Annotated in this window: 24 protein-coding genes; 11 read left to right on the top strand and 13 right to left on the bottom strand. The window is 66.7% G+C overall.

What is annotated here, in order from left to right; all coding sequences use genetic code 11:
• Window position 1: 1 nt before the first annotated feature.
• From J0H39_01395 to J0H39_01365, 7 genes are all read right to left on the bottom strand, one after another.
• Window positions 2-1060 (bottom strand): malate/lactate/ureidoglycolate dehydrogenase, encoded by a 1059-nt coding sequence (locus J0H39_01395; protein ID MBN9495381.1) that lies wholly within the window; start codon window positions 1058-1060, stop codon window positions 2-4.
• Entirely contained in the window at window positions 1048-2751 is a 1704-nt protein-coding gene (locus tag J0H39_01390; GenBank protein MBN9495380.1) for a thiamine pyrophosphate-binding protein, read from the bottom strand. Before J0H39_01390 ends, J0H39_01395 begins: the two co-directional genes overlap by 13 nt.
• Before the next feature lie 53 nt (window positions 2752-2804).
• Window positions 2805-4526 (bottom strand): cation:proton antiporter, encoded by a 1722-nt coding sequence (locus tag J0H39_01385; GenBank protein ID MBN9495379.1) that lies wholly within the window; start codon window positions 4524-4526, stop codon window positions 2805-2807.
• A 48-nt stretch (window positions 4527-4574) separates the two neighbouring features.
• The gene (locus tag J0H39_01380) at window positions 4575-5375 is read right to left on the bottom strand and encodes an anti-sigma factor (GenBank protein ID MBN9495378.1); all 801 of its coding nucleotides are present in this window, start codon (window positions 5373-5375) and stop codon (window positions 4575-4577) included.
• Complete coding sequence (locus J0H39_01375; protein ID MBN9495377.1) at window positions 5372-5890, bottom strand: sigma-70 family RNA polymerase sigma factor; 519 nt, start codon at window positions 5888-5890, stop codon at window positions 5372-5374. The genes J0H39_01380 and J0H39_01375 overlap by 4 nt, the downstream gene beginning before the upstream one ends.
• Window positions 5891-5999: 109 nt before the next feature.
• The gene (locus tag J0H39_01370) at window positions 6000-6944 is read right to left on the bottom strand and encodes a bifunctional riboflavin kinase/FAD synthetase (protein MBN9495376.1); all 945 of its coding nucleotides are present in this window, start codon (window positions 6942-6944) and stop codon (window positions 6000-6002) included.
• 14 nt (window positions 6945-6958) lie between these two features.
• Window positions 6959-7405, bottom strand: a complete 447-nt coding sequence (locus J0H39_01365) for a MaoC family dehydratase (protein MBN9495375.1) — start codon at window positions 7403-7405, stop codon at window positions 6959-6961.
• A 104-nt stretch (window positions 7406-7509) separates the two neighbouring features.
• Here J0H39_01365 and J0H39_01360 point away from each other — a divergent pair, with 104 nt between their 5' ends.
• Window positions 7510-8217, top strand: a complete 708-nt coding sequence (locus tag J0H39_01360; GenBank protein ID MBN9495374.1) for a Crp/Fnr family transcriptional regulator — start codon at window positions 7510-7512, stop codon at window positions 8215-8217.
• Here J0H39_01360 and J0H39_01355 read toward each other — a convergent pair.
• A complete protein-coding gene (locus tag J0H39_01355) occupies window positions 8214-8942 on the bottom strand; it encodes an aldolase (GenBank protein ID MBN9495373.1) in 729 nt (242 codons plus the stop codon). The two genes, J0H39_01360 and J0H39_01355, sit on opposite strands and share 4 nt — an antisense overlap.
• Before the next feature lie 201 nt (window positions 8943-9143).
• Between J0H39_01355 and J0H39_01350 the strand changes: the two genes are divergently transcribed.
• Entirely contained in the window at window positions 9144-9428 is a 285-nt protein-coding gene (locus J0H39_01350; protein ID MBN9495372.1) for a hypothetical protein, read from the top strand.
• Between the two features lie 259 nt (window positions 9429-9687).
• Window positions 9688-10251 carry an RNA-binding protein gene (locus tag J0H39_01345; GenBank protein MBN9495371.1) on the top strand — a complete coding sequence of 188 codons (564 nt, stop codon included), beginning with the start codon at window positions 9688-9690 and terminating at the stop codon, window positions 10249-10251.
• Window positions 10252-10258: 7 nt separating this feature from the next.
• Here J0H39_01345 and J0H39_01340 read toward each other — a convergent pair whose 3' ends face one another.
• From J0H39_01340 to J0H39_01330, 3 genes are all read right to left on the bottom strand, one after another.
• On the bottom strand, window positions 10259-12529 hold the full coding sequence (locus tag J0H39_01340; GenBank protein ID MBN9495370.1) for a response regulator: 2271 nt from the start codon (window positions 12527-12529) through the stop codon (window positions 10259-10261).
• Between the two features lie 46 nt (window positions 12530-12575).
• Window positions 12576-13577: a hypothetical protein gene (locus J0H39_01335; GenBank protein MBN9495369.1), complete on the bottom strand. Its 1002-nt coding sequence runs from the start codon at window positions 13575-13577 to the stop codon at window positions 12576-12578.
• 66 nt (window positions 13578-13643) lie between these two features.
• Window positions 13644-14630 carry a hypothetical protein gene (locus J0H39_01330; protein MBN9495368.1) on the bottom strand — a complete coding sequence of 329 codons (987 nt, stop codon included), beginning with the start codon at window positions 14628-14630 and terminating at the stop codon, window positions 13644-13646.
• 107 nt (window positions 14631-14737) lie between these two features.
• Here J0H39_01330 and J0H39_01325 point away from each other — a divergent pair, with 107 nt between their 5' ends.
• Both J0H39_01325 and J0H39_01320 read left to right on the top strand, forming a co-directional pair.
• Window positions 14738-15637 (top strand): GNAT family N-acetyltransferase, encoded by a 900-nt coding sequence (locus tag J0H39_01325; protein ID MBN9495367.1) that lies wholly within the window; start codon window positions 14738-14740, stop codon window positions 15635-15637.
• The gene (locus J0H39_01320; protein ID MBN9495366.1) at window positions 15634-15819 is read left to right on the top strand and encodes a hypothetical protein; all 186 of its coding nucleotides are present in this window, start codon (window positions 15634-15636) and stop codon (window positions 15817-15819) included. The genes J0H39_01325 and J0H39_01320 overlap by 4 nt, the downstream gene beginning before the upstream one ends.
• Before the next feature lies 1 nt (window position 15820).
• Here the strand turns inward: J0H39_01320 and thrS are convergent, their stop codons facing one another.
• On the bottom strand, window positions 15821-17677 hold the full coding sequence (gene thrS / locus J0H39_01315; GenBank protein MBN9495365.1) for a threonine--tRNA ligase: 1857 nt from the start codon (window positions 17675-17677) through the stop codon (window positions 15821-15823).
• Between the two features lie 241 nt (window positions 17678-17918).
• Here thrS and J0H39_01310 point away from each other — a divergent pair, with 241 nt between their 5' ends.
• Genes J0H39_01310 through J0H39_01290 form a run of 5 tightly spaced genes read left to right on the top strand, consistent with a single transcriptional unit; the run spans window position 17919 to window position 21824 of the window.
• Window positions 17919-18659, top strand: coding sequence for an RNA methyltransferase (locus J0H39_01310; GenBank protein MBN9495364.1), 741 nt, complete (start codon window positions 17919-17921; stop codon window positions 18657-18659).
• Window positions 18660-18675: 16 nt separating this feature from the next.
• On the top strand, window positions 18676-19638 hold the full coding sequence (locus J0H39_01305) for an isopenicillin N synthase family oxygenase (protein ID MBN9495363.1): 963 nt from the start codon (window positions 18676-18678) through the stop codon (window positions 19636-19638).
• Entirely contained in the window at window positions 19610-20530 is a 921-nt protein-coding gene (locus J0H39_01300; protein MBN9495362.1) for a hypothetical protein, read from the top strand. Before J0H39_01305 ends, J0H39_01300 begins: the two co-directional genes overlap by 29 nt.
• Before the next feature lie 11 nt (window positions 20531-20541).
• Window positions 20542-20877 carry a hypothetical protein gene (locus tag J0H39_01295; GenBank protein MBN9495361.1) on the top strand — a complete coding sequence of 112 codons (336 nt, stop codon included), beginning with the start codon at window positions 20542-20544 and terminating at the stop codon, window positions 20875-20877.
• Window positions 20877-21824, top strand: a complete 948-nt coding sequence (locus J0H39_01290; GenBank protein ID MBN9495360.1) for a YHYH protein — start codon at window positions 20877-20879, stop codon at window positions 21822-21824. The genes J0H39_01295 and J0H39_01290 overlap by 1 nt, the downstream gene beginning before the upstream one ends.
• Before the next feature lie 3 nt (window positions 21825-21827).
• Here the strand turns inward: J0H39_01290 and J0H39_01285 are convergent, their stop codons facing one another.
• The gene (locus J0H39_01285; GenBank protein ID MBN9495359.1) at window positions 21828-22610 is read right to left on the bottom strand and encodes a DUF4394 domain-containing protein; all 783 of its coding nucleotides are present in this window, start codon (window positions 22608-22610) and stop codon (window positions 21828-21830) included.
• A 96-nt stretch (window positions 22611-22706) separates the two neighbouring features.
• On the opposite strand from J0H39_01285, the gene J0H39_01280 reads away from it, so the two are divergent.
• On the top strand, window positions 22707-23579 hold the full coding sequence (locus J0H39_01280) for a response regulator (GenBank protein ID MBN9495358.1): 873 nt from the start codon (window positions 22707-22709) through the stop codon (window positions 23577-23579).
• Window positions 23580-23589 lie beyond the last annotated feature (10 nt).

Here is a 23589-nt window from a genome sequence, read left to right as displayed (position 1 = left end):
CTCAGGCGAGATAGGTTTTCGCGTCGATGCCGTAATCGCGCGCGATGTCGGCCAGCAGCTTCCACGTGCCGTCGTCGATCGGGAACGTGACGGCGCGTTTGCCGCGCGAGGCAAGCTCGGGTTCGCCGGGCAGCAGCACCTCGTCCGTGCCGCGCTTGGGGCTGGCTTTGAGCCAGGCTTCCATACGATCGGCCTCGGCGGTCATCGTATCTTCGGTGCCCAGTGCCGCGGGATCGATCGCCACGCCGATGCAATTATTCACGATGCGCTTCAAATGCGGCTGCAGCGTCGCGATCGTCTGTCCGCCGCCCAAAGCGCCCGCGAACATCTCCATCATCACCGACAGCGCATAGCCTTTGTGATCGGCCATGGTCAGCAACGCGCCCATCGGATCGGTGAACATCGTCGCGGGATCGGTGCTGGGCTTGCCTTCGGCGTCGATGATCAGGCCTTCGGCGATCCGCTCGCCCTTGTTGAGCGAGACGCGGATCTTGCCCACGGCCACGCGGCTCGTCGCCATATCGGCGACGATCGGCGGCTTGCCCTTGCGCGGAAAGCCCAAGCAAATCGGATTGGTGCCGAGCCGCGCATCGCGCCCGTTATGCGGGGCGACCTTCGCATCGACCGCCACGACGTCGACCAGGAAGATCGAGGCGAGGCCTTGTGCCGCGCAACGCTCCGCCCAGGCGCCGATGCGCCCGATATGATGCGTCTCGCGCAAGGCGAGAACGGCCGCACCCGATTTCTTGGCTTTGGCGCACAACATGTCGGTCGCCTGCGCCATGATCGTCTGGCCGTAGCCGCGATTGCCTTCGACCACGAGTGTCGCCGCCGTTTCGGCGACAATCTTGGGCTTGGCACCCACATTCATCGTGCCCGCGCGCACCATGTCGATATAAAGCGGCAGCATCGACACGCCATGCGAGTCGTGGCCCGTCAGATTAGCGTCGACGAGATTTTCGCCGAGGCCCCGCGCTTCGGATTCCGGCGAGCCGCTCGCCATCGCGATCGCCGCGACCAGATCGACCGCGCGTTTCGGCGTGATATTTACGCTACCCATTCGCTCACCGGTGCCTTTGCTTCGTGGAGGGGTTGGCAGACGACGTCGACCAAAGTCGGGCCGCCATGTTCGAACGCCGCCTTCAAGGCGGGCTTCAACGCGGCCGGATCCTCGACGCGCCACGCCTTCAGCCCGAAGGCTTCGGCGACGCGCGCGTGATCGGTGCGCTGGAAGTCGACGGAGAAATAACGCGCGCCATAGCCCGAACGCTGCCCCGCCTTGATCCAGCCATAGACGGCGTTGGACACGACGACGAGCGTCACGGGCAGGTTCAAGCGCGCGATGGTTTCCATCTCGCCGCAGGCGAAACCGAAACTGCCGTCGCCCATCACGGCGACGCATTTGCTTTGCGGCCTTCCGATCGCGGCCCCGACAACGGCGGGCAGCGAATAGCCCAAGGCGCCATGCGCGCGGTTGGACACGAACCAGCGTCCGGCGCGGCGCTTGGGGTAGAAGGCCGAGAAATACGGGCAGGGCGTGCCGGGATCAGCGACGATCACCGCGTCCTCGGGCAGCAAGCTCGCCATCGTCGCGACCAAACGCTCGGGCTTGATCGGTGAATCGTCCGATTGGGCAAGTGCTCGGAACGCCGCTTCGCGCTCCAGCCGCGTTTGCGCCACACGGCCCGGCGCGCCCAGATCGGGTGCGCGCGAAAGTTTGGCGAGTTCGCCGGCCAACGCGGCGAGGCCGAGCTTCGCGTCGCCGATCATCGCCGCTTCGGTCGGATAGATGGCGCCGATCACGCCGGGATCGATGTCGAGATGGACGATGCGTGTCCCCTTCGCCGGGAAGCGCCAGCGTTCGGTGGTGACGGAGCCCGCTCGGCAGCCGACGAAGAAAACGAGATCGGCGCCCTCCACCAACGCGCGCGTGGGCAACGTGCCGCCGTTCGAGCCGACGACGCCCACGCTCAACGGATGCGAATCCGGCAAGGCGCCTTGCCCCGAAATCGTCGTCGCGACCGGCATGCCGAGTATTTCGGCCACGCGTGCCAATTCGTCATGCGCGTTCGAAATCACCACGCCGCCGCCGACGATGCACACGGGCCGCACGGCTTTGGCGAGCGCTTCGGCGCATTTCTTGACGTCGGCGGGATCGGGCCCGACGCGCGAGGCGGGGAATACGCCGTAGCGTGCATCGCCCCGCACATCGGCTTCGTCCAGCGCGTCCTTCTGCACGTCGTAGGGCAAGCCCAGATGCACCGCACCGGGGCGGCCCGTCGTCGCCTCGCGGAAGGCGCGGCGCAGGATGTTGGGAATATCGGCCGCGCGGTCGATGACCTTGTTCCATTTCGACACGGGACGGAACAAGGCTTCTTGATCGAGTTCGGTCAGCGTGTATTTGCCCCGGCTCGACACCGAAATATCGGTGGTGACGGCGAGCATCGCGACCGAGCTTTCATTCGCTTCGGCGACGGCCGGCAGAATATAGGTGGCGCCGCCGCCCGACGGGCCTTCGCACACGCCGACCTTGCCGGTCACGCGCGCATAGGTATCGGCCATGTAACCGGCCGAGCGTTCGTCGCGGGTCAGGATATGGCGAATGCCGTGACCGCCGGGCCCGCCCAAGCGCGCGAGCGCGTCGTAAAGCGGCAAGGACGTGTCGCCGCAAAGACCGAACACCGTATCGACGCCATGCGCCGTCAAAATCTTTACGAACGCTTCCGCACCCGAAAGCCGATTATCCGCCAAGGCTTAGCTCCTCCCCCGAAGCCCCGGAGTGGGGCATGGGGCGGGTGCGGCTGTCAATCGGGTGCGGCTTGCGCGCGCGCGAATTCCGCGGCGCGGCGCGTTTCGATCCGATGCAGCGCCGTTTCGCGCGGCAGGCCCAATTGGTCGAGCGTTTGACGGGCCAGCGCCAATCCCGATTCGATCGCTTCGGGCACGGGATCGGCCACGTTCAACGCGCGCAATTCCAGCGCATGCGCCGTATCGCGCGCGCGGGCCAGCACCGGCAATTTCGGCCAGTATTGACGCACCGTGCGCGCCGCGCGCGACGCAGCGTGGGCATCGTCGATCGTCACGACCACGGCGGCGGCGGAATCGGCACCCGCTTTGCGCAGCATCGCGGCGCGCGTCGCATCGCCGAAGATCAAGCGGCCTTTGGGCGCGTCGGCGCGCGCGAACGCGGCGGGATCGGCGTCGATCGCGGTCCAGGCGATTTCCTGTTCGTCGAGCGCGCGCGCGACGACGCGGCCCACGCGCCCGAATCCCAACACGATCGTGTGGCCTTCCGGTGCGCCGTCGGCGGGGCCGTCGGCGATGGCGGGTGCGGCGCGCATCGCGCGGCCCAGCGCGTCCAAGGCCGGCAAGGCGGCCATGGACAACGTCGCGACCAGCAACATGAAGCGGCCGATTTCGGCGTCGAGCGCGCCCGCGAAAATTGCCGCTCCCAGCACGACGAAGGCGAATTCGCCCGCCGGTCCCATCAGCAGGCCGGCATGCAGCGCGCGTGCGTGCGGCAATCCGGCGCCGCGCGCCAGCGCGAACACGATCGCGGTCTTCAACGCGATCAGCCCCGCGACCGACAGCGGAATCGCCAGCGGCCAACGCGCGATCAGCGCGAAGTCGATGCCGATTCCGACCGACATGAAGAACAGGCCCATCAACAGGCCTTTGATCGGCTCGATATCGATCTCGATTTCGTGCCGGTACTCGCTTTCGCCCAGCATCACGCCCGCCAGGAATGCGCCCAAAGCGGGGGATAAGCCGGCCCAGCCGGTCCCTGCGGCGGCTCCCATCGCGGTCAACAGCGTGATCGCCAGAAAGGCTTCGCGCGCGCGGGTTGCGGCGGCGCGCGCGAAAAGCGGCCGCAGCAACCAGCGTCCGGCCGCGACGATGCCCGCCGCCGCCGCGAAGGAAATCGCCGCCGCGAGCCACGGCTCGCCCGGTGCGCCGGCCGCGCGTTCCAGCGCCACCAGTATCGGCACGACGGCGAGATCTTGGGCGAGCAGGATCGCGAAACAGAACCGGCCGATCGGCGCGCCCGTCTGACCGCGCTCGGACAGCGTGTGCATCACCATCGCGGTCGAGGAAAAGGCCAGTGCCACGCCGATCGCGAGAATCGCGGCAAGGCCGTTGTCGTAGCTCCACGCGACCGCGCCGATCGCGACGCCGCAAAGCGCGATCTGCGCGCCGCCCCAGCCGGCGACGGCCGCGCGCATCGTCCACAAGCGGCGCAACGAAAGCTCCAGCCCGATCGTGAACATCAGGAACACGATGCCGAGCTCGGCGATCGTGCGCACCGTCGCGGGATCGCCGATCGTCGCATGCGCCAGCGGCGGAAACGCCTCGGCCCAGCGCCCGATGCCGAACGGCCCGACCGCGATGCCCGCCGCAAGGAAGCCGATCGCGGCGGGCACGCGCAACGCGCGCAAGGCCGGCACGATGATTCCCGCCGCGACGAGGAAGACGAGCGCCTCGCGCAGGAACGGCAATTGTGCTGAATGCGCGCCGGTTTCCATCACGGGCGCGAACTTCGCATCAAGCGCGGGGATTGTACAATCCCGCTCGCGTCAATCCTTGCGATCTTCGATCAGCGTGGCGTAGACGCGCTTGGCGACCGGCAACAGCGTATCGCGCGAGGATTCCGACAGCAGCGCGTAACCGAATTTGCCTTCCTGCCAGTAGAACATCGACACGCCGTTGGTTTCCTGGAAGCGGAACGACGTCTGGCGCGCTTCGGATTCGCTGCACACGTAAAGAGTCAGGCGTTTACCGTCGCGCGTTTCGTACATGAATTGCGCGGCCGGGCCTGCACCGCCAGGCAGCAATCGCCCGCCGACCAGCGTGAAGCCATAGGTATCCAGGCGCGGCACGATCAGCTTCGTGCCCAAGCGCCGCGACAGCCAATTGACCAGATGTTCTTCCTCGCTCGCCGGGACTTCGACCGGGTGGCGCACTTCGGCGACGTAAAGCCGATGTGCGGCGACCGCGGGCGGCGGGATATCGGCCATGATCGTATCGGCCGCGTTCGTGGCGGCGGCGGGGGCGGGCGGGGCGGCGAATTCGCGCGCCAGCGTGAAGCCCAGCCCCAAGCCGATCGCCAGCATCGCCGCACTGGCCGCGATCGCGACGGGGAAGCGGCGCTTGGCTTGCGGGCGGGCGCGGGCGGCGGCGATCAGATGCTGGGGAATTTCCTCCTCCAGCACATGGGCCGTGGCGCCGCGCAACGCGACGATATCGGCCAGATCCGCGCGCACGCGCTGCGCCAAGGCGGGATCGGCGGCGAGCCAGGCATCCACCTCCGCGTGTTCGGCCGGGGTCAAACGCCCGTCCACATAGCGCAGCAATTTGTCTTCCATCTTATCGGTCATTTTATCACCTTCAGCCGCGCGCGCGGAACGTCCTCGCGTAACCGCGCACGGGCGCGCGACAAACGCGACATGACCGTTCCCACGGGCACGTCCAAGATTTTCGCGGCGTCCTCGTAAGCGAGGCCTTCCAGCCCCACGAGCAGCACCACCGCGCGTTGGTCTTCGCCCAGCATCGCGACGCGATCCAGGATTTCGCGCGCCGCTAATCTGTCGTGCTGATCGGCTTGCGTGCCGTCGCGCAAATCGTCGTAGTCGAGCGTCACCGGCGAGCGCGCCTTCTTGCGCGCCTGGTTCGCGTTGATGTTGTGCATGATCGCGAACAGCCAGGCGCGCAGATCGCCGCCTTCGCGCCACAAATGCCAGCGATCCAGCGCACGCGCGATCGTGTCGTGGACCAGATCGTCGGCTTGGCCGCGCGATCCCGCCAAGGCGCGCGCATAGCGGCGCAGACGCGGCAGGCAAGCGACGATGGCGTCGCTGCGGGCTTGCGCGTCCTTGTCGCTCGTGTCGCTCAAAGTGGGGGCCTTCGCATATTCGGTGAACACCGGCGGTGCGGGCCTATTCCCCCGCCGCGCATACCCAGCATTATGCGCCCGATTTCGGGTGCAAACACAAGATGCTGGGTCACGTGCTGGCCAAAATCGCCCGCGCCGTTTCGGCGTCGCGCGCGATCTGGGTTTTGAGCGCGTCGAAGCTCTCGAATTTGCGCTCTTCGCGCACGAATTCGATCAGCTCGACGATCAGGCGCTTGCCGTAGAGATCGCCGGCGAAGTCGAACAAATGCGCTTCCAAGCGCGGGGCGGGATCGCCGCCCGCCGTCGGCCGGATACCGATATTGGCCACACCGTTCACGGGGCCTGCGGCGGCGCCTTTTACCCGCACGGCATAGACGCCGAGCTTGGGCGGCATATACGGCCCCAGCGCGATATTCGCCGTGGGAAAGCCGATCGTGCGGCCGCGCTGGTCGCCTTTGCGCACGCGCCCGTCGATGGCGAAGTTGCGGCCCAGAATGCGCGCGGCGGTTTTGGGATCGCCCCCCTTCAACGCTTCGCGCACGGCGGTGGAGGAGAAGACGAGCAATTCCCCGCCGCTGTCGTCGCGCGCGGCCGGCACGATGGCGGCGTCGGCCCCATGCGCGCGCATATCGGCGATCAGCGTATCGGCATTGCCGCCGCGCCCTTTGCCGAACACGAAATCGTAGCCGGCGACGACGCACGCAAGGCCCAAGCCCTTCGCCAGCACCTCGCCCGCGAAGGCGTCGGCGGTCATCGACGACAGGCGCTTGTCGAAGCGCAGCACGAAACACAGATCCACGCCCAGATCGCGCAGCGCGTCGATCTTCAAATGCGGGCTCGCCAGCAGAAACGGCGGCAGATCGGGTTTGAAGAAGCGCCGCGGATGCGGCTCGAACGTCACGATCGCGGCGGGGCGCCCGGCCTGGCGCGCGCGCGCAACCGCTTCGCCGATCACCGCCGCATGGCCGCGATGCACGCCGTCGAAATTGCCGATGGCGGCGACGGCGCCACGCGCCGCTGCCGGCAGCGAATTCCAATCGCGATAAAGGCGCATGGCGATCCGTTCGTTCAGCCGGCGGCGGGTTTGTTCGCGACCAGGACGACGGCTTCGCCCTCGACCACCGTCTTGTCGTCGACGCTGATCGTGGTGGTCAGCGTGCAGCGGCGCTTTTCCGGCACGAGTTCCTTGACCGTGGCGCGCGCGACCAGCGTGTCGCCGGCGCGCACCGGCGCCTTGAAGCGCACCGATTGCGACAGATAGATCGCGCCCGGCCCCGGCAATTTGGTGCCCAACACGGTCGAGATGAACGACGCGGTCAGCATGCCGTGCGCGATACGGCCCGAGAACGGCGTTTCCTTGGCGAAGACTTCGTTGATATGGACCGGGTTGTTGTCGCCCGTCACGCCCGCGAACAGCACGATATCCGTCTCGGTCAGCGTGCGCGCATAGACGGCGGTTTGGCCGACATGGAGATCCTCGAAGTAAAGCCCGTGCAGCTCGTCGTTCGTACTCATCTTCGGGTCCAATCCCGTCTGGTATTGCAGCGCAATAAACGGCTTGCGACTATAGCCATCGCCCGGTGGAGCGGCAATCTTCCCCGGAACAAAGGTAAGGCACCATGGCGAAGGGTAAATCCGGTCCGACCGGTGCGGCGCGCAGTCTGGCGAAAATCGACCTGTTCGCGGCGTTGACGGCCGCCCAGCGCGCCGCGATCGAAGCGCGCTGCCGCTGGCGCGAGTTTCCGAAGGGGGCGAGCGTCATCGACCGCGAAGCGCCGGAGACGGACGTGTATTTCGTCGTGGCGGGATCGGTGCGCGTGGTCATCCATTCGGAATCGGGCCGCGAAGTGGCGTTCGACGAAATGGGGCCGGGCGGCTGCGTGGGCGAACTCGCGGCGATCGATGGCGGCCCGCGTTCGGCTTCGGTCGAAGCGTTGGAGCAAACGCTCTGCGCCATTCTGCCGCGCCAGGTTCTTCTCGACGTCGCGGTGACCGCCCCCGCCGCCACGCTCGCCTTGCTGCGCCGGATGGCGGCGATGGTGCGCGTCGCCACGACGCGCATTCTCGATCTCTCGACGCTGGGTGCGCATAACCGCGTCTACGCCGAAATCCTGCGCCTCGCCAAACCGGTCTCGGGCAAGCTCGTCATCAAGCCGATCCCCGTGCATGGCGATATCGCCGCGCGCGTTTCGACGACGCGCGAAACGGTGGCGCGGGTTTTTTCGGAGCTTGCGCGCAAGAACATCGTGGTGAAGGAAGGCGGCGGTTTGACGATCGCGGCCCCGTCGCGTCTCAAAGCGATGGTCCGCGAATTCAAGACGGCTTAGCCGAGATATTCGGGTTCCTCGCGCGCCAGCATGCGGGCGAGCGCCGCGAAATGCACGCGCGCATAGGCCGCGTTGCCGGCATCCATTTCGCGCACCGTGCGCTCGGCGATTTGCCCCGGCACGAGCTTCAAGGGCCGCCCGGTCGACATCGCCAGCACTTGCGCTTGCGCCGCGCGCTCGAGGTAGTAAAGCCGGTCGAAGGCTTGCGCGACATCGGGCGCCGTGACGATCACGCCGTGATTGGCGAGGAACAGCACGGGCTTGCCGTCCATCTTCGCGGCCATCCGATCGCCTTCGGCGGCGTCGCAGGCCAGGCCGTTGTAATCGTCGTCATAGGCGATGCGGCCGAAGAATTTCAGCGCCGTCTGCACGCACGGTTCCAAACGCCCGTTCTCGATCGAACAGAGCGCCGTCGCGTAAGGCATATGCGTGTGGAACACGGCGGTCGCATGCGGATGGCGCAGATGGATGCGCGTGTGGATATGCAGCGCCGTTTCCTCCAGCGGCCAAGCGCCTTCCAGCACCTTGCCCGTGCCGTCGATCAGCAGCAGGTCGGAGGCTTTCATTTCCCGCCAATGCGGGCCCCAGGGATTCACCAAAAAGCGATCTTCGGCGACCTGAAGGCTGAAATGATTGCAGGTCCCTTCGTTGAGGCCGAGGCGCGCGGCCCAACGCAGCGCGCAGGCAAGATCGGCACGGGCATTGGCGAAACTCGTTGCGGACATTCAGGACCTCCCTCGCGGAACAGCGTCGCATATTGCGACGGGATTTTATCGGCTTTCGTCGCGGATTTTCGGCAAAGCCCGAACGTCGCGCGGCGCGCATGCGCGCCATGTTCAAGCCGCGCGCGATCTTCACTCGGCATTAAGCCAGCACGCGCTTAATCGCGCCATCGCAACGAATCAATCCGCGTTGGAGCCAAGATCATGTCGCTGAGCATCTCGTCCGCCTCGAACAGCTACGCCGATCTCACCGCGCTGCGGTCTTCGGGCGGCGGCGCGCAAGCCGGCGGCGAAGGCGAAACCGGCACGACCGCCACCGCTGTGGCCTCGGGTGCTGCGGGTGCCGCTTCGGCCTCGGGCGCGCAGTCGTCGGTCGGCGGCCAGTCCATCCAGTCGAACAGCGTTTCGCAGACCGCGTCGGGCGGTTCGGCCACGCCCCCGCCGCCTGCGGCATCCGGTCGCGGCCAGCTGCTCGACATCGCCGCCTGAAGAATTCCGGTTGCGGGCTCAGGTGACGGGCAGGGCGGATTACCTTGCCCGCGCCCCGGACCTGTCACGGGTTTTGCACATTCTTTCTCTAACTTTGCGTTGTCTCCGCAAGGCGGCATCGAAATCCGGCGTGCCGCTATGCGCGAATGGCACGGGTCTTCCCGGCGCCAATTATGGAAAAATGCACGTGGCGTTGAATTTACAAATCAAAAGCGGCCCCGTTATCGGGTTACCGCGTTCCTGAAAGAAACCAAGCGTTATGGACAAGTCCCCCCTCCCGCAACCGAAGCTGTACAACACGCGGCTTTTCGTCGGGAACGTGCCGTTCGACTTTACCGCCGAACGGCTGGCCGATTTGTTCGACAGCTACGGAATCGTGATCGAAGCCTCGGTGCCGACCGATCCCGCCTCGGGCAAGGCGATCGGTTATGGCTTCGTCACCATGGCGCATGAAAAGCATTGCAAGGCCGCGATCGAGGCATTGGACGGCAGCACGGTTTCGGAACGGCGCATCGAAGTGCGCCTGGCCGACGTGAAGCCCAAGACCAAGGCCGCGCGTCCGGCGCGCCGCCGCGCGGGCCCCGCGCCGCGCAAATTGATGGGTCCCGGCAATTTCGCGCCGCCCAGCTTCGGCGATGGCGAAGCTCCGGCCGTGCGCGCCGCGCGTGCCCCCCGTGCCGGCGGTTTCGACACCTCGGAATTGGAAGCGCCGCCGCGCCCGCTTTACGCTTCGGCGCCGCGTGCCCCGCGTCCGGCCGCATCGGCGCCGCGCAGCTTCGTGGTCGAAAAGCGCCGCTTGGGCCCGCCCACGCGCCGCGTCTAAACCCGCGTCACGCTTTTTCGCGCAAATGGCGCCGTGCGGCTTCGACCAAGCCGCGCCAGGCGAGCGGCTTGTCCAGCAGCGCGTCCATACCCGCCGCATGGCAGGTCTCGATCTCGTCGGTATCGGCGGTCGCCGACAAGGCGACGATCGGCGTGCGCGGCCGCGCGGTTTCGACTTCGGCCGCGCGAATGCGCGCCGCCAGCGCGCGCGCGTCGAGATCGGACAAATGCAATTCCGCGACGATCAGCCCATAGGGGGCCGCGCGCCACATCGTCCAGGCTTCTTCGCCGCACGACGCGGCATCGACGCGATAGCCCGAAAGTTCCAGCCGGCGCACCAGCACGTCGCGCGTCACCGGATCGTCGTCGATCGCCAGAATAAGCCTTCCTTGCGCCAGCGCTTCCTCGCGCGATGGTGCTGCGGGCGGCGTTTGGAACACCGGGTCTTCGTCGTCCTGCGGCGCGCTGGCGAGCCCGAGCGCGCGCATCGCGCCCGCGACGATCGCGGCCCGGCGCAGAATCGTGGCGCCCGCATCCGCGTCGTCGTCGGCGATCAGCGGGGCGGCGATGTGCAGCCGCAAGCGCTTGCCCGCCCCGCCGCCGAAATCATGGGTGCCGGGCAAGGCGACGCATAGATCGGCGTCGCGCCGGTCGGTGACGAGCGTCGCACCCGCCGCGATCAGATAAGCGGCGACCGCCGCATGCATCGGCCCGCTCTCGCCCAGCACCGCGACGCGATACCCGGCCAGCGCGTTGCCCGGCGGCAAGGGCCGCAACGCGCCGCCCGCGGGTTCGGCCGGCAATTCCAGCACGAAACTCGTGGTGCCGTCGGCATGCGCGGTCGCGCGCAATCGCCCGCCAATGCGCGCGGCCAACAACCGGCAAACCGGCAGGCCGGGACTGCCCGGCGGCGCGGCGAAATCCCTGTTCTGCGTGCCGCTCAAATCCAGCAACGCCGCGATCGCCGCGTGCGGCAAAGCCGGGCCGGAATCGGCGACGGCGAAAATCAGCGCGCCATCGCCCAGCGACAGGCGCGCATGCACCCCGCCTTGCGTCGCGCGCCCGATCGCGTCGCCGATCAAATTGAACAGGATCTGGCGCACGCGCAGCGGATCGATCTTGTAGCGCTCGACGATCTCCGGATCGACGAAGCACGACAGCGTCAATCCTTTCGCGTCGGCATGGCCGGCGAGATTGAGCGCCACACGCTCCAGCAAATCGCCGGCGTCGGTCGCGCGCAGATCGACCGACATCGACGCCGCGTCGATGCGCGCGAAATCGATCAGATCGTCGACGACCGCCATCAGGTTTTCCGCCGTGCGGCGCAAATCGCGCAAACCCGCGGGCGAACCGCCGCGCGCGCGCGTCGCCGCGTCGATCTCGACCAAGCCCAGCAGCGCATGCAGCGGCGTGCGCACGCGCTGGCGCATCGCGGCGAGGTAGGACGATTTCGCGCGCCGCGCGGCGGCGGCGGCCTGTTCGTCGCGCGCGCGCGCGGCGGCGTCGTCGCCCATCGCGGCGTAGGCCGCCGCCAGGCGGGTGCGCGCATCGTCGTCGCGCCCGGGCGGGGGCAACAACAGCAATTCGCCCGCTTTCGCGGCCAGCGCGCCCAGCGGCTTCTCGACGTCTTCGATCATCGCGCGGCGCGCCATCCAGCCCGCGAATCCGGTCGCGAGCAAAAGCAGCGCCAGCGCCGCGCTGAATTCCAAGCGCATCGCCCGCGCGTCGGCCAGCGTCGCGTCGAGCTGGGCACGGCGCAACTCGACCGCGCGATCCAGCGCCACGGCCAGCGGCACGGCCCGCAAGCGCACATCCCGGCGCAGGAAATCGCTGATCGCGTCGCGATCGCCGGTGCCCAGAATCAGCACCGCTTGGTCGAGTGCCCCTTCCATCCGCAAGATCAGCACGTCGATCTCGCCCGCCAGGGCGCGTTCGGGGCCGGAAACCCGGGTCAGCGCCGATCGATACGCGGACCACGCCGACGCGGCGCGCGCGCGCGCGGCCTGTAACGAATAGCCGGCGGAATCGAAACCCATCCGGCTTGTCGCGGCACCGTTCAACGCTTCCAGCGCCTCCAGCGAATAGGCGCGTGCGACGGTTTGCAAACCGAAGATCGACGCCAAACCCGCGCCGTCGAACTCCTCCAGCGTGTCGTTGCCGCGTTGAATGGCCGCCAGGCCCACGGCGACCGACAGGCACGCGCATGCGGCGGCCATGGCGAGCCAGCTTCGCGCTTTGGCGGTGACGGGTTTTATGCGGGGCGTCGAGGGCGTTTGCATGAAGCGGCTGTTCCGCCCGGGACTATGCCTTGGCGTACGCGCCGCCTCAACCGCTCGCCCACGCCTCGTCGACGGGGAAATAACGCGCGGCGAAGCGATAGGTGTCGCCGACTTTGCGCTGCTGTGCGGGATTGCGTTCGATCGTTTCGCCCGACCAGGCGCCGAGCAGCGAATCCCAGCGCATGGTTTCGCCATGCAGCCAGTCGCGCGCCTGGCGGACAAAGATAATCTGGCGGCCGAGATTGAGGATCGTGTTCGCCGTCTCGCCGGTCTGCGCGTCGACCTCGTCCAGACGTTGCTCGTAGCGGCGCACCGGCTTGTCGAGCAATTGCACGACCCGCGCGAGGCTGTCGGCGATGCCGCGCTCGCGCTTGTAACCGGTCTGCAGGCGGCGGAACAAATCGATCAGGCGGCGCATCTGGCCGACCTTCTCGCGCAACGCCTCGATATACGAAAGCTCGGTGGCCAGCCGCTCGACCGAGTCGACGACCTCGCTTTTGCGTTCCTCCGGCAGGCCCATGCGCTGCGCGAGTTTGGAGAACGCCGCCTGCACTTTCGTTTTGACGGCCGGGTCGCTCGCCATCGCCGCGAACTCGACGGCGCTTTCCGCTTTCGTGCCTTCGCCGATCCAGGCGAGCAAGCCGGCGGCGATACGGCCATGCGCGGTTTCGAGGTGATGCTTCTCCACCTTCCACGACGCCGTGCCGTCGATCAGTTCCGACGGGATCGCGTCGCCGGGATGGATCGCCGGCACGTATTTCAGCGCGTTGGGAATTTCCGCCAGCAACTTACCGTCGGCGGAATCGGCCGGGATTTTGAAGTACTCGCGCACGGCGTCGATGCTCATCGCCGCGCGCAGATCGCCCAGATCGACGCTGAACACCGGTTCTTGCGTCGAATCGTCGCGTTCGAACGCCGCCTTGGGGGCGGCGAATACTTTGTGCTCGAACTCGAAACGGCGCGGCGCCGCGGCGGTTTTGGGCGCGCGGTTCAACGCCGCTTCGGGCGTCGGCGCACCGGTTTCTTCGGCGATCGAAACGGCCGGCATTTCTGGCTCCTGAGGACGAGCCGGAATTTGCGCCTTGAAAATGAATCTCGTCTTAAAGAATCCGCATCAGGCGGCGTTCCAATCGGACGCGATGGGGAAATGTCGGGCCGCGAAGCGATAGGTTTCGTCGATTCGGGCGCGCTGGCCGCGCGCCGATACCCCGCCATTCCACAGCGCCAGCAGATCGTCCCAGCGCATCGTTTCGGCATGCAGCCGGTCGCGGACCTCGCGCGCCAGGGCGATGCGCTGGGTCATGTTCAGCACGGCGTCGATCGTATCGGCGATTTTGAGGTCGAGCCGATGCAACCGGCGCTCATAGGCGGCGATCGGCCGTTCGAGCAATTGCACGATGCGCGCGATTTGATCCAGCGTCGATCGGTCGCGGCGATAGGCGTCGCGCAGGTTGCGCAGCGTATCGACGAGTGCGCGCGTCGAACCCACGCGCTCGCGTAAGGCCTCGATATAGGCGAATTCCTCCGCCAGCGCTTCGACGATCGCCTCCGCGTCGCCCGCGAGTTTGGCGTCGAGGCCCATTTTTCCCGCCAGCAGTTTGTAGCCGTCGGCCAGTTCGGGCAGCAGCGACGCGTTTTCGGCCAAGACCGCGTAGTCGCGCGGCGTTTTCGCGTTCGGGCGCTTGCCCAGGGCCGCGAGCAAGCCCGCGAATAATTTGCCGCGCGCGGCGGCGGCGTGATGCGCCTCGACTTTCCACGACGCCGAGCCGTCGAGCAATTCGGCGGGAATCGAATCGCCGGGCGCGATCCGGCGCACATGGCGCAAGCCTTTGGCCACCGCGTCGAGCTGGCGCGAATCGGGCGAATCGGGCGCGATCTCGAACGCCTTGATCAACGCCGGAAAGGGCAGGCAGGCTTTGACATTGCCTAAATCGAGCGCCAGCACGGGCTCGCCCGTATTCGCGTCGAGCTTGAATACGGCGCCGGGTGCTGCGAACACGCGATGGACGAAAACGAAATGGCGATTGTCGTCCGGTTTGCGCGGGGTGTCGGGAAGCTGCGCGGCGGTGTCCGGTACGGCGGTTGGCGTGAGGTCGTGCATCGCGTCCGGAGGAATGCAAAAATCGACGCAAATATTGCGGCGACACGACACTCTATGCCGCTGCGTGTTACGGTTGCCATTGTCATTCCGGAAAAATTTCCGCTGTCATGAAAATTATCGCCGATCCCGACCGGCAAACCTGGTTCGACACTGCCGCGCGTATGTCCTTTTTCCCGCTGCAGCAGGATTGGGAATACGGCCTCGCGGCGCGTTGGCAGGGGCGCGACGTGCGGCGCTTTGTGGCGATGGCCGACGACGGCGCGCCCGTCGCCTGTTTGCAGGCGATCGGCCGGCGGTGGTTGGGATTTTTCGATCTTTGGTTGGGGCTGCGCGGGCCGGTCGGCGATGGGCGTGCCGCCGAAATTTTCACCAAGACGCTACCCGGATGGCCCTTCGCGGCAAGGTTGTTGGGCCCGGAAATCGCGGCCGAGCCCGCCAACGCCGCGCGCTGGTTGGGTCATGCGCGCGTGCATACCGGTCCGACGATGGCGCTGTGGCGGCTCGACGACGCTGACGAAGCCGGCTTGCGCGCGCGCATGAAACAAAAATGGCGCAATCGCTTGGCCGTGGCGGAGCGTTCCAATCTGCGGATCGAATTGGCGCCGCGCGGCAAATGGGTCGATTGGGTGATCGAACAGGCCGATGCGTTGCGCGCGAAAAAGGGCTTCGAAGCGCCGCCCGCTTCGTTCGTGTCGCGGCTTGCTGAACTCAAAGCCGCGCGCGAATGCTTGGTCGCGGTGGCGCTGGACAAGCGCGAGCCGGTGGCGGGGGCGTTGTTCCTGCGCCACGGGCGCGATGCGACCTATTACGTCGCGTCGTCGTCCGATGCCGGGCGCAAGCGCAACGCCGCCAATCTCGTGTTGTGGCGCGCGGCGCTGGCGTTGAAAGAATCGGGCGTGCGCACGCTCGATCTCGGCGTCGTCGAAACCGAACGCAGTGCCGGCCTCGCGCGCTTCAAGCTCGGCACGGGCGCCACGCCCTTCGAACTCGCGGGCACGTATCTATGAGCGTCTACGGCAAAACGATTCCCGCCGCCAAGCGCACCTGGCGTGCGCTCGCCGTGCCGCTGTGGCGCTACGCCGTGCCGCTGCTCGCCGCACTCACGCTGCTCGACGCGATCGTCTTCCTCGCCCTGAACAAGCTGTCCGGGGCATGCTACGGCGCGTTCGCGTGGTTCGGCGTCTGCTAGGTCAGGCGACCGGAATATCCGCGCGCGTGCCGACTTCGGCGGCGATGCGCTCGAACGCTTCCTCGACCGTGACCGCGCCCAGATCCTTGCCGGAACGCAAGCGCAGCGCGACCTTGCCCGCTTCGGCTTCCTTGTCGCCGATCACCAGCATGTAGGGGATCTGATCGATCTGCGCGTTGCGGATCTTCTTCTGCATGCGCTCGGTCGATGCGTCGATATCGATGCGCACGCCGCCTTCGCCGTTGGGCAGCTGCATATGCGCCAAACGGCGCGCGACGTCCTTGGCGAAATCGACATGGCGATCGGCGATCGGAATCATCCGCGCCTGGATCGGCGACAGCCAGGTCGGCAAGCGGCCGGCGTAGTTCTCGATCAGGATGCCGATGAAGCGTTCGAACGAGCCCAGGATCGCGCGGTGGAGCATCACCGGGCGATGTTTCGCACCGTCCTCGCCGATATACGAAGCGTCGAGGCGTTCGGGCAGCACGAAATCGACCTGCAACGTGCCGCATTGCCAATCGCGGCCGATCGCGTCGCGCAGCACGAATTCGAGCTTCGGCCCGTAGAACGCGCCTTCGCCCGGATTGCGCGTCGTGGCGAGACCGGCGGCGGTCGAACCTTTTTCGAGGGCGCTTTCCGCCTTGTCCCAAATCTCGTCCGACCCCGCGCGCTGCTCGGGCCGGTCGGAGAATTTGACGAGCAGATCCGAGAAGCCGAAATCCTTGTAGATGTCGCGCAGCAGGTCGCAGAACTTTTGCGACTCTGCCGGGATCTGATCCTCGGTGCAGAAGATATGCGCGTCGTCCTGCGTGAAGGCGCGCACGCGCATGATGCCATGCAACGCGCCCGACGGCTCGTAGCGATGGCAGGCGCCGAATTCCGCCATGCGCAGCGGCAGGTCCTTATAGGAACGCTGGCCGTGGCGGAAAATCTGCACGGCACCGGGGCAGCTCATCGGCTTGATGGCGTAGAGGCGGTCTTCCTCTTCGCCTTCTTTGCCGGGCTTGGCCACGAACATCGCGTCGCGATAATTCTCCCAGTGGCCGGATTTTTCCCAGAACACGCGGTCGACGAGCTGCGGCGTCTTCACCTCGACATAGCCGTCGTCTTCGAGCTTCGTGCGCATGTAACGCTCGATCGTGCGGAACAGCGTCCAGCCTTTGGGATGCCAGAACACCGTGCCGGGCGCTTCTTCCTGAATGTGGAACAAGCCCATCGACACGCCCAGCTTGCGATGGTCGCGCTTCTCGGCTTCCTCCAAGCGGAACAGATAGGCCTTGAGATCGGCCTCGTTCGCCCAGGTCGTGCCGTAAACGCGCGTCAGCTGCGGATTGCGGTTGTCGCCGCGCCAATAGGCGCCGGCCACGCGCATCAAGCGGAAGGCACCCACTTGGCCCGAATGCTCGACATGCGGGCCCCGGCACAGATCGACGAACTCGCCGAGCTTGTAGAGCGACACGCTCGACACGCCCGCGGCCGGATTCTCGAACAGATTGGGATCGTCGAGACCCTTGGCGGCCGTCGAACCGCGCGACTTCAGAAGGTCGAGCAACTCGACCTTGTAGTCCTGGTTCGTCGACTTCATGAACCCGATCGCGTCGTCGATCGCCACTTCCTCGCGCACGAAAGGCAGCTTGCGCTCGCGGATGCGGCGCATTTCGGCTTCGATGGCCGGCAGGTCTTCGCTGGTCAGCGGCGTGGGCGTGTGGATGTCGTAATAGAACCCATCGGCGATCGCCGGGCCGACGCCCAGCTTCGCTTGCGGATAAAGCTTCGTGACGGCGGCGGCCAGCACATGCGCGCACGAATGGCGCATACGTTCCAAATCCACCTCCGGCTTACCCTTCGACCCGTCCATTGCCCTGAATTCCTTCGACTACGCGGAAAGCCGAGCAAAATAGGCCCGTGCGGCGTTTCGTGCAACGTTCGGGGCTGGCGGGGAGGGGGGCGGATGCGCTATGCCGGGCGCCGTGACCGGAAAACCTCACCCCAAACGACGCCCGCCGTTCCGCGGCCCCAAATCGCACGGCGCGCCGCAAGGCCGCGACGGCGGCCGGCCGAACGCTTCGAGCGACAAGGGCGCACCGCATCGGCGCGATATCCTGCGCATCGCCGGTCTGCCGGCGGTCGAAGCCTTGTTCCTGCGCGATCCGCAAGCGGTGAAGCGCCTGATCGTGGCGCCCGAAATGGCGCAAGCGGCCAGCGACATGCTGCGCGAGGCCAACGCGCGCGACATTCCCCATCGCATCGTGCCGCAGGGTGCGCTCGACAAGATGGCGGGCACCGCGCTCAATGGCGGCATCGTCGCGGAGACCGCGCCGCGCCCGGCCAAGTCCTTCGATTTGGGCCAAGCCCAGGCCTGGGCGCGCAAATGGCATCCGCTGATCATCCTCGACGGGATCGGCAATCCGCATAATCTCGGCGCCATCGCGCGCACGGCGGCGTTTTTCGGCCTGCCGCATCTGGCGATTTCCGATCGCCAGGACCAAGCGGGCCCGTCGGAAGCGGCCTATCGCGTCTCCGAAGGCGGGCTCGTCTGGGTCGATCTCTATCGCATCCATCGTTTGCCCGACGTGCTGCGCCGCCTGCGCGATTTTTATGTGGTCGTCGGCACGGCGCTGGACGGCGCATCGCCCTTGCCGGTCGCCGAACTCGCCAAGGCGCCCAAGCCCGTCTGCTTGGTGCTCGGCAACGAGGAGCGGGGCTTGAGCGCCGAAACGCTCGCGGCGTGCGAGAAGGTGGCGATGCTGCCCGGCTCCGGCCGTGTGCAATCGCTCAACGTCGCCGCGACCGCCGCGATCTTCATGCACGCGCTGACCGGCGGTTTGCGGCCTAGATAATGCAAGTCATGTCCGCATGACCGAAGCCGCGCGTGCGCCCAAACCGGGTGAAATTCCGATCATTGATTTGGGCCCCTTGCGCGACGGCAGCGACCCTGCGCGCGTCGCCGCCGAAATCGGGGCGGCGTGCCGGGGGACCGGCTTCTTCTACGTCGTCAATCATGGCGTGCCAGCACTGATCCGCGACGCGATGCTGGGTGCGGGGCGCGAATTCTTCAAATTACCGGCCGAGGAGAAGGCCAAAACCTCGATTACCCATTCGCGGCATAATCGCGGCTATGTGCCGTTCGAAAGCGAAGCGCTCGATCCCGACCGGCCCGGCGACGCCAAGGAAGCCTTCAATATGGGCCGCGAATTGGCGCCGGACGATCCGGACCTGTTGGCGGGCAAGCCGTTCCACGGGCCCAATCAATGGCCCGCGACGCCGCATGATTTCCGCCCGGCGCTGCTGAATTATTTCGACGCGATGCTCGATCTCGGCCAAGACCTGCATCGCGCCTTCGCGCGCGATCTGGGGTTGGACGAGGATTTCTTCGCCGACAAAATCGACAAGCCGCTGGCGACGTTGCGCCTGCTGCATTACCCACCGCATCCGGGCGCCTTCGACGGGCGCCAATACGGGGCCGCCCCGCACACCGATTACGGCAATGTCACGATCCTGTGGCAGGACCAAGTCGGCGGGTTGGAAGTGCGCGCGCGCTCGGGCGAATGGATCGCGGCCACGCCGGTCGCCGACAGCTTCGTGTGCAATATCGGCGATTGCCTGATGCGCTGGTCGAACGACGTTTACGTCTCCACGCCGCATCGCGTGGTCAACCGCTCGGGGCGCGAGCGCTGGTCGGTCGCCTATTTCCTCGACCCCAACGCCGATGCGCCGGTCGTCTGTTTGCCGGGGGACCCCGCGCGCTATCCCGACACGACCGGGGCCGCGTATCTCAAAGAGCGCCTCGATGCGACGTATTCTTTCCGCCGTACTTAGCGTCGTCTTCGCCGCCAACGCCGCCGCACAAACGCAAAGCCCGTGCGACACGCTGGCCGATGCGATCAACAAATCGCAGGAAGCCGGCAAACCGATCGCGGCGGTCGCCAAGGCGCTGCTGGAAACGCGCAGCGCCTATCCCGGTATCGTGCTGCCGCGCGCCGAGCCCGCGAATCTGCGCATCGGCAACGTGACCTTCGATCGGACGAATGGCGGCGTGTCGCGCGCCGTACCGCATGTCACGGGTTTGCGTTTCGCCGAGATGCGCGAAGGCAGCTTGCGCTGCCAAGCCTACGAATTCTATCGGGTGGTCGACGGCGTGTTGCGCGTGGCCAGCAACGGCGATTTCGACGAAACCGCGCATTGCTGGCCCAATGTCGCGCGCCCGATGGGGATCGACCGGCGCGCTTATCTGGCCGAGATCGACGCAAGCACGCTCGACTTCGCGCTGCGCCGGATCACGCGCGGCGGCTTGCAAAAACCGGTTCATTGCCGCGTGACGATCGAAGCGCGGGTCGAAGGCCGCGTCGCATCGACCGACACGCCGGACGCCGCCGCCGCCCAGGCGCTGCGTATCCCCATGGCGGAGCTGGAGCGCGTGCTGCCCGATCTCGCGGGCGCGTTCTTTCACGATCACGACTGGACGGCGCCCGGTTTTCAGGAGCGCGCGCGCCAATGGCGCCAGCGCGTGCTGGAATTTCCGGCCGGGCCGGGGCGCTATGTCGCGACGATGACCGAGGCCGCCGAAGGCCGGCCGTCGGACGGGATATCGGTCCGCGTGGCGCGCCTGTTCCCGGAACTCGGCAACCGGGCGCGGGAAATCGGCGGATTCGTCTATGCCGGCGAAATTCGTTTCGTTCGCGCACTGGCACAGCCAAGCGAACTCCGCTAATTTTCCGGCCGATGAGCAACCAATCCTCCGAGCGGCGCAGCCAGCCGCGCAAGCAAGTCGCGACCGGCACGATGCTGGTGGCCGATGCCGCCTATCCGGTCGTCGATTGGAGCCGCAACGGCTTCCAGATCCGCGCCGAGAGCGGCTTCGCGGTCGAAGCGCAGCCTTTCGAATTCGTGCTGGGCATTCGCGATACCGCCGGCACGGTCGAAGTGCGCGGGCGCGGCGCCATCGTGCGCCAAAGCGACGGAACGGTCGCGGGCACGTGGGAATTGCGCAAACCGGCCGAGCAATTCGTCGAGGAAATCCTCGCCGCGTTCCTCGACGCAGGGTCCGGCAACGCGTGATGCGCGCGGCCGCCGGGATTTCCCTCGCGGCGTCGCTCGTCTTTTTCGCCGCCCCGGCTTGGGCGCATGGCGATCATCCGACCGGCCGCCCGCAAGGCGCCAAACGCCCGTCGTCGCTGTCCATCCTGTCGCAAGCCCAAGCCGCCGCGCGGATCGAGATCGATCGCGCCGCCGGCTATCGCTATATCCGCGCCGACGGCATGCCCGATCATGCGACCGGCGCGTTTCCAGGCCCCGGCAATCCCAACGCCATCGCGCGCCAGAACTACACGCTGCGCGTGACGCTGAGCCCCCGCAAAACCGGCCCGCACCCGTCGCGCATCCAGCCCTGGGGCATCGCCCTTAACGGCGTGTTGTTCGATCCGGGCACGGCGGAGTTCTGGAACAACGATCCGCGTTCGGGCTGGGTGATGGAAGCGATCGGGGGCCCGCGCAATCTCGGCCTCGACCAGAGCAACGCGCATGTGCAGCCCGATGGCACGTATCACTATCACGGCATTCCTGCGGGGTTGATGGCGCGCCTGGCCAAGCGCGACGCGCCCACGCTGCTGGGCTTCGCCGCCGACGGGTTTCCGATCTACGGGCCGTTCGGCTATGCGCGCGCGAACGATCCTGCCAGCGGAATGAAGAAACTCGCACCGAGCTGGCGACTGCGCGCCGGCGCGCGTGCGGCGGGCGAGCCGCCGGGCAATTACAACGGCCATTACACGCGCGATTTCGAATATGCGGCCGGTCTAGGCGATCTCGACGAATGCAACGGCCGCGAAGGGCCCACACCCGAATATCCCGAAGGCACCTATCACTACGTGCTGACGGAAAGCTTTCCGTTCATCCCGCGCTGCTTCATGGGGGCGCCGGATGCGAGCTTCAACATCAAAGGCCCGCCGGGCGGCGGGCGGGGCAGCCCACCGCCGGGCGGTCCCGGTGGAAGGCCGCCACCGCGTTAAGCGTTAGGGCAGAACCGCGATATCGACGATTTTGCGCGATCCCGCGCCGATCGGGCCGACCGGCGTGAAGCGCCCGCTGGAAATCCCGAAGCGATAGAGATTATTCGCCGCCACCGCGAAGCCCGTGTAGTCGCGCATATCGGGCGTGGTGTGGATGTCCATCGCGTCGATCGCCGTGCCGGCGGGCAAGCCGCTGGCGCCGATCGTTTGCAACAAGCCATCGTTCGGCGGGTCCTGGATGATATAGGCGCCGGTCGCGGAATCGAATTCGAACAGCTGCGTCTGCGGCGCGTTGGGGATCGAGTTGAGATAGGCGCCGGCCATGACGCGCGGCAGCTTGCCCACGTTGGCGTCGCCGTCGGAATAGCGCAGGCGGCCGTCGACGATCGTCTGGCCCGATTCCACATTGACGCGCAGTGATTGCCCGCGCGGGCCGATCACGCGCATACGGTCGGCTTGCGGATTGAAATCGACGATCGCGGAACCCGTGTCCTCCAACGGCGCGCTCAACGTCGCACCCTTGGTTGCGAAACCGGTGCGCGGATCGAGCGTGTAAAGAATACCTTTGTCGTCAAGCGCGTAGAGCTTCTTGTCGACGGGGCGCACGTCGATGCCCAGCACGCGGCCTTCGGTGCCGGTGATGGCGACCATCGCGGTTTCGGCCGGTTTGGCGTCGGAAAAACGGATCAGCTCGTTGCGCTCGGTGAGGGCGACGAGGTCGAACGCGGCGGCCGGCAATGCGGCGGCGGCGAGAAGACTTGCGGTCATCAAAGCGGCTTTGATCATGTTTCCTCCATGGCCGGTTTACGTCCGCCATGCAAGCGCGGATCAGACGCAAATAAGACCTTTTCGCGGCTTTTCGGACGGTTATTCTTGCGGCGGATGGAAAAACTTTCGGACGCATTGCCAAACGATCTTGTCGCCTTGGTGGTCGACGACGATGCGTTTGCGCGCAATCTCGGCCGCAAGCTGCTGGAGAGTATCGGCATCGCCACCGTGTTGACGGCCGAGACCGGCGCCGACGCGATCGGCCTGGTCGCGAGCAAATCGGCGCGCATCGATATCGTGCTGTGCGATCTGCATATGCCGGGGATCGACGGGTTCGAAACGCGCCGCCGGTTGCGGGCACTCGCCCCCGCCATGCCCTTCGTGATGGTCACCGGCGATTCGCGCGAAGCGGCGATCGTCGCGGCGCGCGCGCATGAAATCTCCGCCTATCTCGTCAAGCCGATTTCGCCCAAGCAATTGCGCGAGAAGGTGGAGGCCGCGTTGCTCGCCGCCCCGCATATCGGGCCGAGCCCGTGGCTGCGCACGCGCGAAGGGATCGATTTCAAACACGACGCGCCCGCCGAAATGCAGGCGTTGTTCGAGGCGTGGGATCGCGCGCGGGGCATCGCGCCGATTCCCGGCCGCGCGGCGCTGGCCGAATGGCGGCTCGACAACCAGGGCGGCTTCGCCGACGCGCTGGCGTTGGTCGAGGTGGAGCGCCCGGGCCCGCGCTTGCGCTATCGCCATGTCGGCGGACTCTTGGTCAAGCGCCTGGGCCGCGATCCAACCGGCAAATGCCTGGACGAGCAGCCCTTCCTTTATCGCCGCCACGCCCAGCCCGCCTACGACAAGGTGTTGCACGACCGCTCGCCCCATTACCGCCATGTGCGGGTGATCGAAACGCTGTTCCTGCTCGATTACCGCCGCTTGCTGTTACCATTCGGCGACGACGGGCATGTTTCGTCGATCCTCGCTTGTTTTGTATGATCACCGGGCT

This window comes from Alphaproteobacteria bacterium, from assembly GCA_017308135.1.
In the GTDB taxonomy this organism is placed as follows: domain Bacteria; phylum Pseudomonadota; class Alphaproteobacteria; order CACIAM-22H2; family CACIAM-22H2; genus Tagaea.
The sequence above is the reverse complement of the archived record's forward strand: the minus strand, read 5'-3'. Positions and strand labels throughout refer to the sequence as shown.

Coding starts and splice junctions, on each gene's coding strand:
- J0H39_01290 (MBN9495360.1), top strand. CDS start 20,877: ATGCGCGCGGCCGCCGGGATTTCCCTCGCGGCGTCGCTCGTCTTTTTC.
- J0H39_01280 (MBN9495358.1), top strand. CDS start 22,707: ATGGAAAAACTTTCGGACGCATTGCCAAACGATCTTGTCGCCTTGGTG.
- J0H39_01360 (MBN9495374.1), top strand. CDS start 7,510: ATGGCGAAGGGTAAATCCGGTCCGACCGGTGCGGCGCGCAGTCTGGCG.
- J0H39_01380 (MBN9495378.1), bottom strand. CDS start 5,375: ATGACCGATAAGATGGAAGACAAATTGCTGCGCTATGTGGACGGGCGT.
- J0H39_01370 (MBN9495376.1), bottom strand. CDS start 6,944: ATGCGCCTTTATCGCGATTGGAATTCGCTGCCGGCAGCGGCGCGTGGC.
- J0H39_01285 (MBN9495359.1), bottom strand. CDS start 22,610: ATGATCAAAGCCGCTTTGATGACCGCAAGTCTTCTCGCCGCCGCCGCA.
- J0H39_01305 (MBN9495363.1), top strand. CDS start 18,676: ATGACCGAAGCCGCGCGTGCGCCCAAACCGGGTGAAATTCCGATCATT.
- thrS (MBN9495365.1), bottom strand. CDS start 17,677: ATGGACGGGTCGAAGGGTAAGCCGGAGGTGGATTTGGAACGTATGCGC.
- J0H39_01395 (MBN9495381.1), bottom strand. CDS start 1,060: ATGGGTAGCGTAAATATCACGCCGAAACGCGCGGTCGATCTGGTCGCG.
- J0H39_01345 (MBN9495371.1), top strand. CDS start 9,688: ATGGACAAGTCCCCCCTCCCGCAACCGAAGCTGTACAACACGCGGCTT.
- J0H39_01295 (MBN9495361.1), top strand. CDS start 20,542: ATGAGCAACCAATCCTCCGAGCGGCGCAGCCAGCCGCGCAAGCAAGTC.
- J0H39_01300 (MBN9495362.1), top strand. CDS start 19,610: ATGCGACGTATTCTTTCCGCCGTACTTAGCGTCGTCTTCGCCGCCAAC.
- J0H39_01330 (MBN9495368.1), bottom strand. CDS start 14,630: ATGCACGACCTCACGCCAACCGCCGTACCGGACACCGCCGCGCAGCTT.
- J0H39_01340 (MBN9495370.1), bottom strand. CDS start 12,529: ATGCAAACGCCCTCGACGCCCCGCATAAAACCCGTCACCGCCAAAGCG.
- J0H39_01350 (MBN9495372.1), top strand. CDS start 9,144: ATGTCGCTGAGCATCTCGTCCGCCTCGAACAGCTACGCCGATCTCACC.
- J0H39_01355 (MBN9495373.1), bottom strand. CDS start 8,942: ATGTCCGCAACGAGTTTCGCCAATGCCCGTGCCGATCTTGCCTGCGCG.
- J0H39_01320 (MBN9495366.1), top strand. CDS start 15,634: ATGAGCGTCTACGGCAAAACGATTCCCGCCGCCAAGCGCACCTGGCGT.
- J0H39_01365 (MBN9495375.1), bottom strand. CDS start 7,405: ATGAGTACGAACGACGAGCTGCACGGGCTTTACTTCGAGGATCTCCAT.
- J0H39_01335 (MBN9495369.1), bottom strand. CDS start 13,577: ATGCCGGCCGTTTCGATCGCCGAAGAAACCGGTGCGCCGACGCCCGAA.
- J0H39_01325 (MBN9495367.1), top strand. CDS start 14,738: ATGAAAATTATCGCCGATCCCGACCGGCAAACCTGGTTCGACACTGCC.